The 14,754-nt window shown below is 44.5% G+C and carries 14 protein-coding genes and 5 tRNA genes; all 19 read right to left on the bottom strand.

The features are described from left to right. Window positions 1–17 precede the first annotated feature (17 nt). Window positions 18–3,830: a DNA-directed RNA polymerase subunit beta gene (rpoB, locus tag KCV26_01615; protein ID WZX37114.1), complete on the bottom strand. Its 3,813-nt coding sequence runs from the start codon at window positions 3,828–3,830 to the stop codon at window positions 18–20. A gap of 97 nt (window positions 3,831–3,927) precedes the next feature. Next, window positions 3,928–4,305 carry a 50S ribosomal protein L7/L12 gene (gene rplL, locus KCV26_01610; GenBank protein WZX37113.1) on the bottom strand — a complete coding sequence of 126 codons (378 nt, stop codon included), beginning with the start codon at window positions 4,303–4,305 and terminating at the stop codon, window positions 3,928–3,930. A gap of 47 nt (window positions 4,306–4,352) precedes the next feature. After that, window positions 4,353–4,877, bottom strand: a complete 525-nt coding sequence (locus KCV26_01605) for a 50S ribosomal protein L10 (GenBank protein WZX37112.1) — start codon at window positions 4,875–4,877, stop codon at window positions 4,353–4,355. A gap of 21 nt (window positions 4,878–4,898) precedes the next feature. Beyond that, window positions 4,899–5,597, bottom strand: a complete 699-nt coding sequence (gene rplA / locus KCV26_01600; GenBank protein ID WZX37111.1) for a 50S ribosomal protein L1 — start codon at window positions 5,595–5,597, stop codon at window positions 4,899–4,901. A 20-nt stretch (window positions 5,598–5,617) separates the two neighbouring features. Continuing rightward, window positions 5,618–6,061 carry a 50S ribosomal protein L11 gene (gene rplK, locus KCV26_01595; GenBank protein WZX37110.1) on the bottom strand — a complete coding sequence of 148 codons (444 nt, stop codon included), beginning with the start codon at window positions 6,059–6,061 and terminating at the stop codon, window positions 5,618–5,620. A 73-nt stretch (window positions 6,062–6,134) separates the two neighbouring features. Further along, complete coding sequence (gene nusG / locus KCV26_01590; protein ID WZX37109.1) at window positions 6,135–6,677, bottom strand: transcription termination/antitermination factor NusG; 543 nt, start codon at window positions 6,675–6,677, stop codon at window positions 6,135–6,137. An 18-nt stretch (window positions 6,678–6,695) separates the two neighbouring features. Then, window positions 6,696–6,887 (bottom strand): preprotein translocase subunit SecE, encoded by a 192-nt coding sequence (gene secE, locus KCV26_01585; GenBank protein WZX37108.1) that lies wholly within the window; start codon window positions 6,885–6,887, stop codon window positions 6,696–6,698. Between the two features lie 20 nt (window positions 6,888–6,907). Beyond that, a tRNA-Trp gene (locus KCV26_01580) sits at window positions 6,908–6,980 on the bottom strand. A gap of 58 nt (window positions 6,981–7,038) precedes the next feature. Continuing rightward, window positions 7,039–8,226: an elongation factor Tu gene (gene tuf, locus KCV26_01575; protein ID WZX37107.1), complete on the bottom strand. Its 1,188-nt coding sequence runs from the start codon at window positions 8,224–8,226 to the stop codon at window positions 7,039–7,041. 112 nt (window positions 8,227–8,338) lie between these two features. Then, window positions 8,339–8,410: transfer RNA gene (locus KCV26_01570), tRNA-Thr, on the bottom strand. 6 nt (window positions 8,411–8,416) lie between these two features. Then, window positions 8,417–8,489 (bottom strand) — tRNA-Gly (locus KCV26_01565). Between the two features lie 69 nt (window positions 8,490–8,558). Next, window positions 8,559–8,641: transfer RNA gene (locus KCV26_01560), tRNA-Tyr, on the bottom strand. 10 nt (window positions 8,642–8,651) lie between these two features. Next, window positions 8,652–8,725 (bottom strand) — tRNA-Thr (locus tag KCV26_01555). Between the two features lie 107 nt (window positions 8,726–8,832). Further along, window positions 8,833–9,129, bottom strand: a complete 297-nt coding sequence (raiA, locus tag KCV26_01550; protein ID WZX37106.1) for a ribosome-associated translation inhibitor RaiA — start codon at window positions 9,127–9,129, stop codon at window positions 8,833–8,835. A gap of 13 nt (window positions 9,130–9,142) precedes the next feature. Next, window positions 9,143–10,033 (bottom strand): tyrosine recombinase XerC, encoded by an 891-nt coding sequence (locus tag KCV26_01545; GenBank protein WZX37105.1) that lies wholly within the window; start codon window positions 10,031–10,033, stop codon window positions 9,143–9,145. Between the two features lie 58 nt (window positions 10,034–10,091). Beyond that, a complete protein-coding gene (locus KCV26_01540) occupies window positions 10,092–10,283 on the bottom strand; it encodes a 30S ribosomal protein S21 (GenBank protein WZX37104.1) in 192 nt (63 codons plus the stop codon). Window positions 10,284–10,524: 241 nt separating this feature from the next. Next, complete coding sequence (locus tag KCV26_01535; protein WZX37103.1) at window positions 10,525–11,943, bottom strand: sialate O-acetylesterase; 1,419 nt, start codon at window positions 11,941–11,943, stop codon at window positions 10,525–10,527. A gap of 124 nt (window positions 11,944–12,067) precedes the next feature. Beyond that, complete coding sequence (locus KCV26_01530) at window positions 12,068–12,919, bottom strand: endonuclease/exonuclease/phosphatase family protein (GenBank protein WZX37102.1); 852 nt, start codon at window positions 12,917–12,919, stop codon at window positions 12,068–12,070. A 68-nt stretch (window positions 12,920–12,987) separates the two neighbouring features. Then, window positions 12,988–14,742, bottom strand: a complete 1,755-nt coding sequence (locus KCV26_01525; GenBank protein ID WZX37101.1) for a RagB/SusD family nutrient uptake outer membrane protein — start codon at window positions 14,740–14,742, stop codon at window positions 12,988–12,990. Window positions 14,743–14,754 lie beyond the last annotated feature (12 nt).

The raw sequence follows: 14,754 nt of genomic DNA, 5'->3' as shown, positions 1-14,754 counted from the left end.
TTTATAAAGAGTTATTATTAATCAAGTTCTACGCTCAATCCCAAGCCTTTAAGCTCGTGAAGCAGTACGTTCAACGATTCGGGGATGCCGGCTTGCGGCATTGCTTCTCCCTTCACGATGGATTCGTAAGCTTTTGAACGTCCGACAACGTCATCGGATTTAACGGTCAGGATTTCCTGCAGGATGTGCGACGCGCCGAAAGCCTCGAGCGCCCAAACCTCCATTTCTCCAAAACGCTGTCCCCCGAACTGGGCTTTCCCGCCGAGGGGTTGCTGCGTGATGAGCGAGTATGGGCCGATGGACCGGGCGTGCATCTTGTCTTCCACCATATGTCCGAGTTTCAACATATAAATGATGCCCACGGTAGCCGGTTGGTCAAAACGTTCGCCTGTTCCTCCGTCGTACAGGTAGGTCTTCCCGTAGCGGGGAATACCGGCTTTGTCCGTCCATTCGTTCAGGTCATCTAACGATGCGCCGTCGAAAATGGGTGTTGCAAATTTTACGCCGAGTTCTTTTCCAGCCCATCCGAGCACCGTCTCGAAAATCTGCCCCAGGTTCATACGTGAAGGTACGCCCAGTGGGTTCAGCACAATGTCAACCGGAGTTCCGTCGGCAAGGAAAGGCATGTCTTCCGAACGGACAATTTTCGACACGATACCTTTGTTACCGTGGCGTCCGGCCATTTTGTCACCCACCTGGATTTTGCGTTTTTTGGCCACATATACTTTGGCAATCTGCATAATTCCCGAGGGAAGCTCGTCGCCTATAGTCAGGTCGAAACGCTTGCGCTTAAGCTCTGCATCCAGTTCCTTGAACTTGCGCAGGTAATTGATGACCGTTGTGCGGATCAATTGGTTTTTGTGAGCGTCGGTTGTCCACTTGCTCAATTGAACCGACTGGTAATCGATATCCGAAAGAACCTTCAGGGTGAATTTAGCTCCTTTGGGAACAATATCCATATTGGTGTAATCCTTCACGCCGGCAGACGTCTTGCCTTCGGTAATGTGCAGGAGTTTATCGATAAGCAACTTTCTCAGTTCTTCCATCTTGTTCTCATACTCTTCGTCGAGTTTGGGAAGAAGCGCTTTGTTCGACAACTTGCTTTTGCCTTTCTTAGCGGCTTTCGAGAATAGGTTTGTATTGATAACCACACCCTTAAGTGATGGTGAAGCTTTTAGAGAAGCATCTTTCACGTCGCCTGCCTTGTCGCCAAAGATGGCGCGAAGCAGTTTTTCTTCGGGTGATGGGTCGGATTCCCCTTTCGGAGTAATTTTTCCAATCAGAATATCGCCCGGCTTAACGCGTGCACCCACACGGATAATACCGTGCTCATCGAGATCCTTGGTGGCCTCTTCACTTACGTTGGGTATGTCGGAAGTAAGTTCCTCTAACCCACGTTTGGTTTCACGCACTTCGAGAGAGAACTCTTCCACGTGAACCGAAGTAAATACATCTTCGCTGACCAGCCTTTCGTTCAAAACAATAGCGTCTTCAAAGTTGTATCCTTTCCAAGGCATGAACGCCACTTTCAGGTTCCGGCCCAAAGCAAGCTCTCCGTTCTCCGTAGCAAAACCTTCGGTCAGGATATCGCCTTTGGAAACTTTTTGTCCCAACTTGCAAATCGGACGCAGGTCGATGGTTGTATTCTGGTTGGTTTTACGGAATTTAGGAATGTCGTAAGTCTTGATAGAATCCTCAAAACTGGCAAACTCTTCCTCCTCCGTCCTGTCGTATTTTATCTTGATGGTGGTGGCATCCACGTAAATGATCTCTCCGTTTCCTTCGGCCATCAATTGTGTACGGGAATCTTTAACCAGCCGACCTTCTATACCGGTGGCGACAATAGGAGCTTCATTTTTAATAAGCGGAACCGCCTGACGCATCATGTTCGACCCCATAAGTGCGCGGTTGGCATCGTCGTGCTCAAGGAACGGTATAAGTGATGCGGCAATAGAAGCGATCTGCATGGGCGAAACGTCCATCAGGTCCACTTCCTCGGGTGTGGCAAGCGGATAGTCAGCTTCGAGCCTCGATTTCACACGCGGTAAAATAAACTCGCCGCTCTCGTTTAACGGAGCGTTTCCTTGTGCAACCACTTTTTCTTCTTCTTCTTCCGCTGAAAGATAAACCACTTCTTCGTTCCGGGTATTAACCACACCGTCTTCAACTTTGCGATAGGGCGTTTCGATAAAGCCCAGGTCGTTGATTTTGGCGTAAACGCAGAGCGAAGAAATAAGGCCGATATTGGGCCCCTCGGGTGTTTCAATCGGACACAGACGTCCATAGTGCGTATAATGCACGTCACGCACTTCAAAACCGGCACGTTCACGTGAGAGGCCGCCGGGGCCTAACGCAGAAAGACGGCGTTTGTTCGTGATCTCTGCCAACGGATTGGTCTGATCCATGAACTGCGACAGCGCATGCGTGCCGAAGAACGTATTGATAACGGAAGAGATGGTTTTTGCATTGATCAGGTCAATGGGGGTGAACACTTCATTGTCACGCACGTTCATCCTTTCACGGATAATGCGCGCCATGCGGTTCAAGCCAACACCGAACTGAGAGTATAGTTGTTCCCCAACGGTACGGACACGCCTGTTGCTCAGGTGATCTATATCGTCCACCACCGCTTTGGAGTTCACGAGCTCGATGAGGTATTTAATAATCTCAATAATGTCTTCTTTCGTTAATACACGAATGCTCTCATCGATATCGAGACCCAGTTTTTTGTTCATTCTGTAGCGCCCCACGTCTCCCAAATCGTACCGTTTCTCGGAGAAGAAAAGGTTGTTGATCACTTCGCGTGCACTGGCATCGTCTGCCGGTTCTGCACTGCGAAGCTGACGGTAAATATGCCGGATGGCGTCAATTTCCGTATTGCTGGGGTCTTTCTGCAGGGTGTTGTATATGATGGAGTAATCGGACGAGTTGGAAGTCTCCTTGTGCAACAGGATGGAGGAGATATCCGCTTCCAGGATGTCATCGATATGCCCCTGGTCGAGAATAGTTTCCCGCTCAATGATTACTTCGTTTCTTTCTATGGAAGTTACTTCGCCGGTGTCTTCGTCCACGAAGTCTTCCATCCACGATTTCAGCACGCGGGCGGCTAGTTTTCTACCAATAACCTTTTTCAGGTTGGCTTTGCTTACTTTCACCTCTTCGGCAAGGTCGAAGATTTCAAGGATATCTTTATCGCTTTCAAAACCTATGGAGCGAAGCAAAGTGGTTACAGGTAATTTCTTTTTTCGGTCGATGTACGCATACATCACGTTGTTGATGTCCGTAGCAAATTCAATCCATGAACCTTTGAACGGTATAATCCGGGCAGAGTAGAGGAGCGTGCCGTTGGCATGTACGCTTTGACCGAAGAATACACCGGGCGAACGGTGTAATTGAGATACGATAACCCGTTCTGCTCCGTTGATGATAAAGGTGCCTTTATCGGTCATGTACGGAATGGTTCCCAGGTAAACGTCCTGAATAACGGGTGCAAAATCTTCGTGATCGGGATCGGTACAATATAAATAAAGTTTGGCCTTCAGCGGAACACTGTAGGTAAGCCCTCTGTCTATGCACTCTTCAATAGTGTAGCGTGGCGGATCGACAAAATAATCTAAAAATTCAAGGACAAAGTTATTACGGGTGTCCGCAATGGGAAAATTTTCCGTGAAAACCTTATACAATCCTTCATTTTTTCTGCTTTCGGGGGGAGCGTCAAGTTGCAAAAAATCCTGAAACGACTTGAGTTGAATTTCCAGAAAATCAGGAAAATCGAGTGGGTTTTTTGTAGACGCAAAATTGATTCGTTGGTTGGTGTTATTTGAAGACATGAGAGTAAGTTTTTGAACCTAATATGTATTGACACAAAAGGTTAAGAATCTTCCGGTAGAAGATTCCTAACCAAATTAACCTGGTTAAAGGCAAATCTTATTTAAGTTCAACTTCTGCTCCTGCCTCTTCAAGTTGTTTTTTCAAAGCGTCAGCTTCGTCTTTTGTTACACCTTTTTTGATTTCGCTGGGAGCGCCGTCAACTAAGTCCTTAGATTCTTTAAGTCCAAGTCCGGTAAGTTCTTTAACTGCTTTAACAACAGCTAGCTTAGCCTGTCCTGCGCTTTTAAGAACAACATCGAAAGATGTTTTTTCTTCCACTGCAGGAGCAGCTTCGGCAGCAGGGCCAGCAGCAACAGCAACAGCTGCAGCAGCGGGTTCAATACCGTACTCTGTTTTTAATATTTCAGCAAGTTCGTTAACTTCTTTTACTGTTAAGTTAACTAATTGTTCAGCAAATGCTTTTAAGTCTGCCATTTTTGTATTTATTAAATTGATTACTAATTCTGTTTGTTGTATGAAAATTAATTTTGCTTTTCCGACAACGTTTTCAACACTCCGTGGAGAATTGTACCGCCGGATTGGAGAGCCGAAATAACATTCTTCGCAGGTGATTGCAGAATGCTGATAACTTCTCCGATAAGTTCTGTTTTGCTCTTGATACTTACAAGGTCTTTCAGCGTATTTGCCCCGATGAAGAAGCTTTCCTGAACATAAGCACCTTTTAGTGCAGGTACTTTTTCCTTGTTTTTATTGTATTTATCAATGAGCTTAGCAGGAGCATTGGCGTCGTTGGAAAACATGATGGCTGTGTTCCCTTTCAGTATGGGATACAGTTCTTCATAGTTTCCTTCAAGTTTTTCCAATGCTTTACGCAACAAGGTATTCTTTACCACTAGCAGCTTAATGTCCTGTTTGGAACACTCTCTTCTGAGGATGCTTGTTTTTGCCGCGTTGAGCGTGGCAATATCAGCAAGGTAGAAGTTTTCGTATTCCTGCAGGTTAGCTGCAATCTTCTCTATAATAATGCTTTTATCTTCCTTTTTCATAGATTCTTCTTCTTTTTACCATTAGATTTCGTCTACCGATTTACTGTCCACTTTTAATCCCGGACTCATCGTACTTGAAAGATAAATACTTTTAACATAGGTACCTTTTGCTGCCGTCGGTTTCAATTTGATCAACGTTTGAATAAATTCTTTTGCGTTTTCAACAATTTTTTCGGGCTCAAAAGATACTTTTCCAATAGAGGTGTGAATAATACCTGCTTTATCTACTTTAAAGTCGATTTTTCCCTGCTTTACTTCCTGAACAGCCTTAGCTACATCGGGAGTAACGGTTCCGCTCTTGGGATTAGGCATCAGTCCGCGTGGCCCTAAAATACGGCCAAGGGCACCGATCTTACCCATGATCTGCGGCTGTGTGATGATCACATCCACATCAGTCCAACCTCCTTTAATTTTCTCGATATATTCATCAAGTCCCACATGGTCGGCTCCTGCTTCTTTAGCAGCAGCTTCGACTTCGGGAGAACACAATACAAGAACTCTTACTTGTTTACCGGTTCCGTGTGGCAGAGACACAACGCCCCTGACCATCTGGTTAGCTTTTCGCGGATCTACGCCAAGGCGCACATCGATATCTACTGAAGCGTCGAATTTCGTGGTGGTAATTTCTTTCACCAGTTTCGCTGCTTCTTTCAGCGTGTAGGTTTTCCCCGCTTCAATCTTGCTCAAAGCCAACTTTTGATTTTTTGTAAGTTTACCCATGTCTTAATTGAAGTTTATAATTAATTATTGGCGGGAAATTCCCCTTTTACTGAGATACCCATGCTCCGAGCCGTTCCGGCAACCATCTTCATTGCAGATTCGAGTGTGAAGCAGTTTAAGTCGGTCATTTTTTCTTCGGCAATGGTCTTTACCTGTTCCCAGGTAATTTCCGCAACTTTTTTACGGTTAGGTTCTGCCGATCCGCTTTTTTGTTTACTGGCTTCTAACAACTGAATAGCAACGGGTGGTGTTTTAACAATAAAATCAAAAGACTTGTCGGTATAATAAGTGATTACCACAGGCAACACTTTACCGGCTTTGTCTTGAGTTCTGGCATTGAATTGCTTGCAAAACTCCATAATGTTAATCCCTTTGGAACCCAAGGCAGGTCCTACGGGGGGAGATGGGTTTGCAGCTCCTCCTTTGATTTGTAATTTTAGTTGTCCAGCAACTTCTTTAGCCATTTTCTTGATTTTAATAATTACTGTTTTCGAAACACTTGAAGAATTTACAGAATCTGCGTAACCAAATTTCTGATTATTCTTTCTCTACTTGCATATAGCCCAACTCGAGAAGTTGAGCCCGTCCGAAGATTTTAACCATCACTTTGAGTTTCTTTCTCTCATCGTTCACTTCCTCTACCACGCCTGAGAAGCTGCTGAAAGGACCGCTGGTCACTTTCACGTTTTCGCCTACGTAGTATTTTACATCCAACTCATCGCCTGCTTCCTCCAGTTCATCCATTGTACCCAGGATGCGTTTCACTTCAATTTCGCTCAACGGTTGTGGGTTGGTGGTGTTGGGAAGAAATCCGGCAACATAGTTGATGTTCTTAAGCTGGTGAATGACTTCTCCCACCAGTTCAGCCTCAATAAGAACATATCCGGGAAGATAAGCGCGTTCTTTCATCACTTTCTTTCCGTTACGTACAGTATAAGTCTTCTCTGTTGGGATGAGAACTTGTGAAACGTACTTTCCTAAATCGGTTTTTTTAATTTCTGACTCAAGATATTCTTTGACCTTATTCTCTTTTCCACTAACGGAACGTAAAACGTACCATTTCTTTTCGCTTTCAGCCATTTCTTCTCAATTCAGAATTTACAAAATACCGTAAAGAAATTTAACTATCCACTCAAAGGCAGAGTCCATGCCGAATACGATTAAAGCGATGATGACGGAAGCTATCATCACAATTATTGTACTTCCGGCTAATTCTTTGCTGGATGGCCAAGATACTTTATGAACGAGTTCGTTATAAGCATCTTTAATATATGCAACTATTTTTTTCATTGATTATTCGGATCGTTTTGCACGGGTCGAGAGACTCGAACTCCCGACACCTGGTTTTGGAGACCAGTGCTCTACCAACTGAGCTAGACCCGTAAAATACAACCCCTCCAAGCTCCTCTGATGAGGAGGCTTTTGGGAGTTGTAAAGCTTTTTAGTCTAATAAAGCAGTAATTTGTCCTGAACCTACCGTACGTCCACCTTCGCGGATAGCAAAGCGAAGACCTTCTGAACAAGCTACCGGATAAATCAATTTCACATCAATTTCCAAGTTATCGCCCGGCATAACCATTTCTATGCCTTCTGGTAACTGAATTTCTCCTGTTACGTCCAGGGTGCGAATGTAAAATTGAGGACGGTATTTGTTGTGGAACGGTGTGTGGCGACCGCCTTCTTCTTTCTTCAGGATATAAACAGTAGCCTTGAAGTGATCGTGAGGTTTCACTGAACCCGGTTTAGCTATAACCATACCGCGTTTAATTTCATCTTTATCGATGCCGCGGAGCAACAACCCTACGTTATCACCGGCTTCACCTCTGTCAAGGATCTTACGGAACATTTCAACTCCGGTAACCACTGATTTTCTGCCTTCTGCACCCAAACCTATGATCTGAACTTCCTCACTGGTATTGATAACACCGGTTTCGATACGGCCTGTAGCCACAGTTCCACGACCAGTGATGGAGAACACGTCTTCCACCGGCATAAGGAATGGTTTGTCAATATCGCGGGGAGGCAATTGAATCCAGTTATCTACTGCATCCATCAGCTCCATGATTTTTTCTTCCCATTTCGGATCGCCGTTCAAACCACCAAGAGCAGAACCTTGAATAACGGGTGTATTGTCTCCGTCAAAATCATAGAACGAAAGTAATTCGCGCATTTCCATTTCCACCAGTTCCAACATTTCAGGGTCGTCAACCAGGTCTACTTTGTTCATGAAAACAACCAGTCTGGGAACGTTTACCTGACGCGCCAACAAGATGTGCTCGCGAGTTTGGGGCATAGGACCGTCTGTTGCAGCTACAACGATGATGGCTCCGTCCATTTGAGCAGCGCCGGTAACCATGTTTTTAACATAGTCGGCGTGACCGGGACAGTCAACGTGCGCGTAGTGGCGGTTTGCTGTTTGGTATTCAACGTGCGATGTGTTGATGGTGATACCTCTTTCCTTTTCTTCGGGTGCGTTGTCGATAGAATCGAACGAGCGCAATTCTGAAAGGCCTTTTTTGGCTAAAACGGTAGTAATAGCGGCTGTCAAGGTGGTTTTGCCGTGGTCAACGTGACCGATGGTCCCGATGTTAACATGCGGTTTCGACCTGTCAAATTTTTCTTTTGCCATAAAATATACTATTAATTAGTTTAATAAAATGTTGAATTTTCTATCTTGTACGTTTTAAAGTAGCTAAAATAAGATGCCAGACCCTCAGCACCTTCATTTTTTTCGTTCCATGAGCCGATGGCGGGAATTGAACCCGCGACCTCTTCCTTACCAAGGAAGTGCTCTACCCCTGAGCTACATAGGCGGTGAGAGCGGAAGACGGGACTCAAACCCGCGACCCTCAGCTTGGAAGGCTAATGCTCTATCGACTGAGCTACTTCCGCAACATTCAATTTACAATGTATAATCAAGAATGCATAATAATTGTGCATTTTGCATTGTGAATTGTTTTGTGGGCAGTGATGGATTCGAACCACCGAAGGCGTAAGCCAGCTGAGTTACAGTCAGCCCCATTTGGCCACTCTGGTAACTGCCCTAAAGTTTTGAGCCTCTTGTCGGATTCGAACCAACGACCCCGAGATTACAAATCACGTGCTCTGGCCAGCTGAGCTAAAGAGGCTTATTATCTTATAATTAACCGTTCCCCTCCAAAAATAAGAGAGAAACGGTCGCAAAGGTAGTGATATTTTTTGGATAACCAAAACTTTCAAATGATTTTTTCTTCGATTATCTGTCCTTTTTCTCTTTTGTTTTTAGAATCTGTTTTTCCAATGCTTCGGCGCATAAATCAATGGCCTCTTCAAACGTGTCAGCGACTTTGCTGGCAAAGGCTTCTCCGTTTTTCAAGTTGATTTTTACAGATGCTTCCTTGTTCTTTGCAGTCTCTGGTTTGATTACTTTTAGGAGCACTTCGGTTTGAATGATGTTGTCGCTGAATTTTTCGAGCTTTTTGATCTTTTTCTCAACAAAGGCCTTCAGTTGTTCTGTCGCTTCGAAATTGATAGACTGAATACGTAATTCCATAATCTTTCCTCCTCTAATTTTTTGCTCTGGGATGAGCGTTATGATAGACTTTTTTTAGTTCTTCGAAGGTTACGTGTGTGTAAACTTCGGTAGATGCCAGGCTCGAGTGGCCCAACAGCTCCTTGACGGCATTTATTTCGGCACCGTTGTTAAGCATCTCGGTTGCGAAAGAGTGCCGCAACACGTGCGGGCTTCTTTTCGATAAGGTAGGAATGCTGTCGAGATGTTTTCGAACGATGTTGTAAATCATTTTAGGATACATGGGGTTTCCGTTTTTTTTAACAAACAGGTGTGGCGATTTGTTTTCTATTTCCCGATCCCTTAATTGTATATATTTTTTCAGTTTTTCAACGGTGTCGTCCGAGAGAGGGATGATGCGCTGCTTATTCCTTTTTCCGGTGACGCGAAGTGTTTTGGTATAGTTGTCTACGTCTGAGTTTTTTATGCCGATGAGCTCCGATTTTCGTATGCCGGTCACATAGAACAGCTCAATAATAAACCGGTCGCGTTGCCCTTCAAAATTATCGGGATATGCACGTTCATCGTCGATAACCCGGATCATCTCTTCATGATGAACAAAAGCTGGTAGTTTTTTGGGTGTTTTTGGGCCTCTTATTTTTTCGGCGGGATTTCCGCTGACGGCCCCGATCTTATTCAGGTAGTTAAAGAAGGTTTTTACTGCACTCAGTTTTCGGTTTGCCGACCGGGGTTTAATGCCTTCTTCTACCAGGTGGGCTATCCAGAGCCGGACAAGGTCGCTGTCGATTTGTTCCGGATCGAACTCTCCACACTCCTCCTCAATAAATTGCTGGAATTGCGTGAGGTCTGTCAAATAAGAAATCTCCGTATGAGAGGAATAATTTTTCTCATTACGGAGATGCTGTATCCATTTTTCCTTCCACATATCGTAACTCAGCCGGTTTGATATGCGAAGTTAGGAAATTTTTTTTTAATTGTGAAAATTAATCTTCGTTTTCTTGCATTTTTTGTACGTAAACGGCGTGTTGTTTTTTCTTGCGTTTTACAACTGAAGGTTTGGCAAAAGCCTGGCGTCCGCGAAGTTCTTTCACAACACCTGTTCTTTCGTATTTACGTTTAAATTTTTTCAAGGCCCTTTCGATGTTTTCGCCTTCTTTTAATTGTACGATGATCATGTTTTTGTTTTTTTTGAGATTATTGTTTGTTTGAAAAAATATACACAAATATATGCATATGTGTAATTGTCACGGGCTAAGAGCACGTTTGCCCCGACGAGTGAAATAAATGGTCTTTTATTCTATACTGTTTTATTTCCGAGCGTTACAATAACCTCCCTTCTGTTTTGCGGGTGCAAAGATATAAAATAAAAATTTAACTGTCAATGCTATGGGCATCTATTTGTATTTTTTTTACCAGTTACCAGTTGTCGGTACGGAAAGAAGAAAGGGGGAGGTTGCCTTCGACCGTAAAGATTTCTGTTGCCTCGGTATCGTTAAAGCAGTAACGGACGGCTACTGGCTTTTCTACGTTCGGAGAGAATACAAAAATCCGGTTTCCGGCAATGGCCGCTTTGGCCGGATGGAACCATTTGTTATCTCCGGCAACCTGAAACTGTAGGATCTCTTTCCCGTGCGAAGTGAGTCCCGGGCTCGAAGGAATGTCCATCGTGAGAATGGCTACGCGCCCTTCCATGGTTACGGATTGAACTTCCGGACTGCGGTAATGTATCTTGTCCATATCGTATGTTTTCGCCAATGCCCAAAGCGCCATGCGTTCGCCGGCTATTTTCTTCTTGGGGGGATGAATACAGGTGGGGCTGTCCGAATCCATCAGAACGGCCATTCCCGTGTTGGGTGTGGTTTTCATCCCTTTGGCCTGTGCTTCACGAATAAAACCCGAATTAAGTCCACCTCCGTAATTGAAGGGTGCAATCTGGCAGTAATAAAACGGGAACTCGCCCACCTCCCAGATTGTACGCCATTCGCGTACCATTTTGTCAAACAGTTCCACATACCTGGCGGGTTCATCCCGGTTTGATTCACCCTGATACCAGATAGCACCGCGGATACCGTATCCCACTATGGGATGCAGCATTCCGTTATACAATACGGTGGGTGTCCCATTTTGGGACTTTATGTCGGCATCGGTTGCGGGTATCTGAACATCGGGAATCACGCTTTTAATGGAAGAGGGGGTCATCCAGGCTTCGATGCGCGAACCACCCCAGCTGGTGTGGATCAGTCCGACAGGAACATCCAGCGCCTGATTCAGCAAGCGGCCGAAGTAATAGCCTGTCGCCGTGAAATCCGGTGTTGTCTCCGGTCCCGCTATTTCCCAAGTACCTTCACCGTCGGCCTGAGGGGCTGACTTGGAAGCCTTTTTCATGGTGAAGCATCGGATGCCGGGATTCCGGGAGGTGGCAATCGCTTCCGGCCCTCCCTCGATCGGTTGGTTTCCAAATCCTTTCATTGGCATCTCCATGTTGGATTGTCCAGAACAAATCCATACTTCCCCGATCAGGATATTATTCAACGTAATTGCTTTTCCGTCGCTTATGGTGATGGTATAGGGTGTATAGCCTGCTGCTGGTGTCTTTACCTTCAGCTTCCAATACCCTTGTCCGTCACTTTTTGCCGAATAGCTTTTATTGTTCCAGGAGGTGGTTACCCGTACGGAGGTGTTTGCTTTTGCCCAACCCCAGATCGCAGCCTCCGATTGTTGCTGCAATACCATATTATCACCAAAAATGACAGGCATCCTGATCTCCGCGTTCAATGAGAACAGGGCGGAAGACAGGAATAAAATAACAAATACTCGTTTTGTAATTTTTTTCATGACACGTGAATAATGTTTCTTTATTAAATTGTTGGCAAAAATAGTCATTTTTTTTAAAATTACCGTTTGAATGGATATCTGGTGATCAAAAGGGGCATTTGTTTAGCATTTCAAAGAGTTATGCCTAAAAACTCACGTTTATCATTACCGGAAAATGATCGGAAGGAAAATGTCCATATTGTACATCGTTCAGAACGCCATATTTGTTAACTGTAAATTCTTTACTTATCCAGATATAATCAATTCTGTTTTTCATTTTCGCAAAGATATTAAACGAGTTGGAGGTACCGGTTGTACCATAAGGAGGCTGAAGAGTGACTTTGTATGAGTCGTTGAGTAGCCCGTTTTCATTAATGATTTTAATAGGTTCGGAATCGGGGGTCGCGTTAAAATCGCCTGTACAGATTACAGGATAACCTGCTGCAATCTTGCGAATTTTTTTCATCAACAATATAGATGATTGTTTTCGAGCCTCTTTTCCCTGATGGTCATAATGTACATTAAAGAAATAAAACTCTTTACCGGATATAATGTCTTTGAACTTTGCCCATGAACAGATACGGTTACAACAGATGGCATCCCATCCTTTTCCTGGGATTTCGGGAGTCTCAGAGAACCAGAAATCGCCTTTATCCAGAACCAGAAATTTATTTTTTTTATAAATTATGGCAGAATGTTCTCCGGCATCTTTGCCATCGTCTCGCCCCACTCCTGTATAAGCATAATCTCCAGGTTTAATTATATCCGTTATCTGATGGTGAAATCCTTCCTGTGTGCCGAAAATATCAAAATCATGAAAGCGTATCAGACCATTTACCATATCTTTACGGTGTTCCCATGAATCCAGGCTGTCCCTTGGGGTATCCATACGGAGGTTATAAGAGGCTACATTGAATCTGGCCACCTTGCTTTTGGGGGCTGAGAGGACAATTGAAATCAATAAAAAGAGGTGTGCCCAAATAATTGTTGTTCTCATTATACTTTTATTTTTAAGAATGGACCCGGTGTATTCCGGGCCCATCAATTTAAATGATTAATTTTCTATTACCAACCGGGGTTTTGCCCTAAGTTGGGATTTTTTAGCCTGTCGGCTTCAGGAATAGGATAAAGGTACTTTTTGTCTAACCATTCCCGCTGCCCCGGATTCCAGATAACTTCACCGGAATCACCTTCAGATAAAACTCTCCTACCAACCCCTTCCGATGTGACATCCACAAAGATTGAAGCTGTAGCATTAGCAGGCCGTTTACCTATATAAAAACAGACATCCATTACTTCGTCTTCGTTAAGATCGTATTCTCCTGGAGCAGGAACATACATTCCGTTCATAGGAGCTTCAGCAAATAATTCACCCAAGCGCCATCGTGACAAATCATCAGGCCTCAGTCCTTCCGTTATCATCTCTACCGCACGCTCCCGAAGGACTTCTAGCAGCACAGGATCGGTAAATCTATTGTTGTAAAAATTCACCATATAGGGGTCGGCTGTTACAGGTATCTGTGTCAGGGAAGGACCTGTAATTCCGGCACGGGCTCTCAAGGCTCCAATGGTAGACGCCCACTGGGTATCGGTCATTGTTCCCAGTTCAGCCAAAGCTTCGGCCTTGTTCAAGAGAATCTCGGCGTAACGGAAAATAATGTGTGCATTTTCATTTCGGCTTTCATCGTCATAAGGAAAACGCTCGTCGTAACACCCTTTGATAATCTGGTAGCCCGTGTAAGCTTGGTCGAGGTTAGGCGGTGCAATAACGGGAACCCCGTTCTCGGTACGTCGATAATTTCCCATACGTATCGTTTGTTGTAGGCGGCCATCTCTGTTTTTAACTTCTTCTGCAAAAGGAGTTGTCTTGTAGTTGGGATTACTTGTAAAAGGGGTGCCGTCAATATTCAGATAGGTGTTGATAAAGCGGCGTGTTAACGATGGCCTGTTGCCGTACGTAGGACTGATGACCCTTCTGTTTCTGGAGCTAAACACCTGCAGGTCGGCGTCTAATGTGACGGCCAGAATTACCTCGCTACTGTTGGGCGTTTTCTGCAGAAACAGATTCCTGTAAGCGGATGGCCCGTCCGCCAATGTGTATCCTTGAATTTCATCGGCTGTTTTAACAACTTCTTCGAACCACTTGCTGGCTGTTCCCTCTTTGCCATACGATGTGTGATACTTCCTGAAGGATGCTTCATACAGGCATACCCTTGTTTTAAATGCTCTGGCTACATCCCTGGTAATCAAGGTTCGGGTAGGTTCTGACTTGTCGGATATATGCGATATTGCGTAATTTAAATCTTCCAACACATGTTCCATGACTTCAAAACGATTATCCCTCGGAGCATAAAGGGTTTCCTCATCATCAACATCAATAGTGCGATCAATCCAGGGCACATCTCCGAATCGTTTGACCTTGTCAAAGTAAAAATAAGCTCGGAAAAAGCAGGCAAGGCCCAGGTAGTGATCTTTTGTCGGTACTGTACTTTCTTCAGCATTCTCAATGAAATAGTTGATATTGCGTAAGTTTTCCCACGACCAGCCACCACTTGTTGTAGGACTCAGGGCATTGGGCATGAATCGTGTATCAACCCCGTTACGTGCCACTAAATCAGAATTGTCATCAATGGCAAAGACTCCATCGTATGGAGAGGGCAGTATTTCGTAAAAGGAATTGGAATAAAGTTCCAGTCCGCTGGCTGACTCAAAAATGGCTACACGTGAAGCTGTGGCCTGCGGTAATTCTTCCATGTCGCAGCTTATAAACCCTGTCAGGATCAGCATGCTTGCAAAGATGTATCGTATATTTTTCTTCATATGATTGAAATA

Origin of the sequence: Petrimonas sulfuriphila (assembly GCA_038561985.1) — a bacterium.
Classification (GTDB): domain Bacteria; phylum Bacteroidota; class Bacteroidia; order Bacteroidales; family Dysgonomonadaceae; genus Petrimonas; species Petrimonas sulfuriphila.
The sequence above is the reverse complement of the archived record's forward strand: the minus strand, read 5'-3'. Positions and strand labels throughout refer to the sequence as shown.

Bases quoted from the DNA above. Each gene is read 5' to 3' on its own strand.
- KCV26_01540 (WZX37104.1), bottom strand. From the start codon at position 10,283: ATGATCATCGTACAATTAAAAGAAGGCGAAAACATCGAAAGGGCCTTG.
- raiA (WZX37106.1), bottom strand. From the start codon at position 9,129: ATGGAATTACGTATTCAGTCTATCAATTTCGAAGCGACAGAACAACTG.
- secE (WZX37108.1), bottom strand. From the start codon at position 6,887: ATGAAAAAAATAGTTGCATATATTAAAGATGCTTATAACGAACTCGTT.
- rplL (WZX37113.1), bottom strand. From the start codon at position 4,305: ATGGCAGACTTAAAAGCATTTGCTGAACAATTAGTTAACTTAACAGTA.
- KCV26_01535 (WZX37103.1), bottom strand. From the start codon at position 11,943: ATGAAAAAAATTACAAAACGAGTATTTGTTATTTTATTCCTGTCTTCC.
- rpoB (WZX37114.1), bottom strand. From the start codon at position 3,830: ATGTCTTCAAATAACACCAACCAACGAATCAATTTTGCGTCTACAAAA.
- nusG (WZX37109.1), bottom strand. From the start codon at position 6,677: ATGGCTGAAAGCGAAAAGAAATGGTACGTTTTACGTTCCGTTAGTGGA.
- tuf (WZX37107.1), bottom strand. From the start codon at position 8,226: ATGGCAAAAGAAAAATTTGACAGGTCGAAACCGCATGTTAACATCGGG.
- rplK (WZX37110.1), bottom strand. From the start codon at position 6,061: ATGGCTAAAGAAGTTGCTGGACAACTAAAATTACAAATCAAAGGAGGA.
- KCV26_01605 (WZX37112.1), bottom strand. From the start codon at position 4,877: ATGAAAAAGGAAGATAAAAGCATTATTATAGAGAAGATTGCAGCTAAC.
- KCV26_01530 (WZX37102.1), bottom strand. From the start codon at position 12,919: ATGAGAACAACAATTATTTGGGCACACCTCTTTTTATTGATTTCAATT.
- KCV26_01525 (WZX37101.1), bottom strand. From the start codon at position 14,742: ATGAAGAAAAATATACGATACATCTTTGCAAGCATGCTGATCCTGACA.
- KCV26_01545 (WZX37105.1), bottom strand. From the start codon at position 10,033: ATGTGGAAGGAAAAATGGATACAGCATCTCCGTAATGAGAAAAATTAT.
- rplA (WZX37111.1), bottom strand. From the start codon at position 5,597: ATGGGTAAACTTACAAAAAATCAAAAGTTGGCTTTGAGCAAGATTGAA.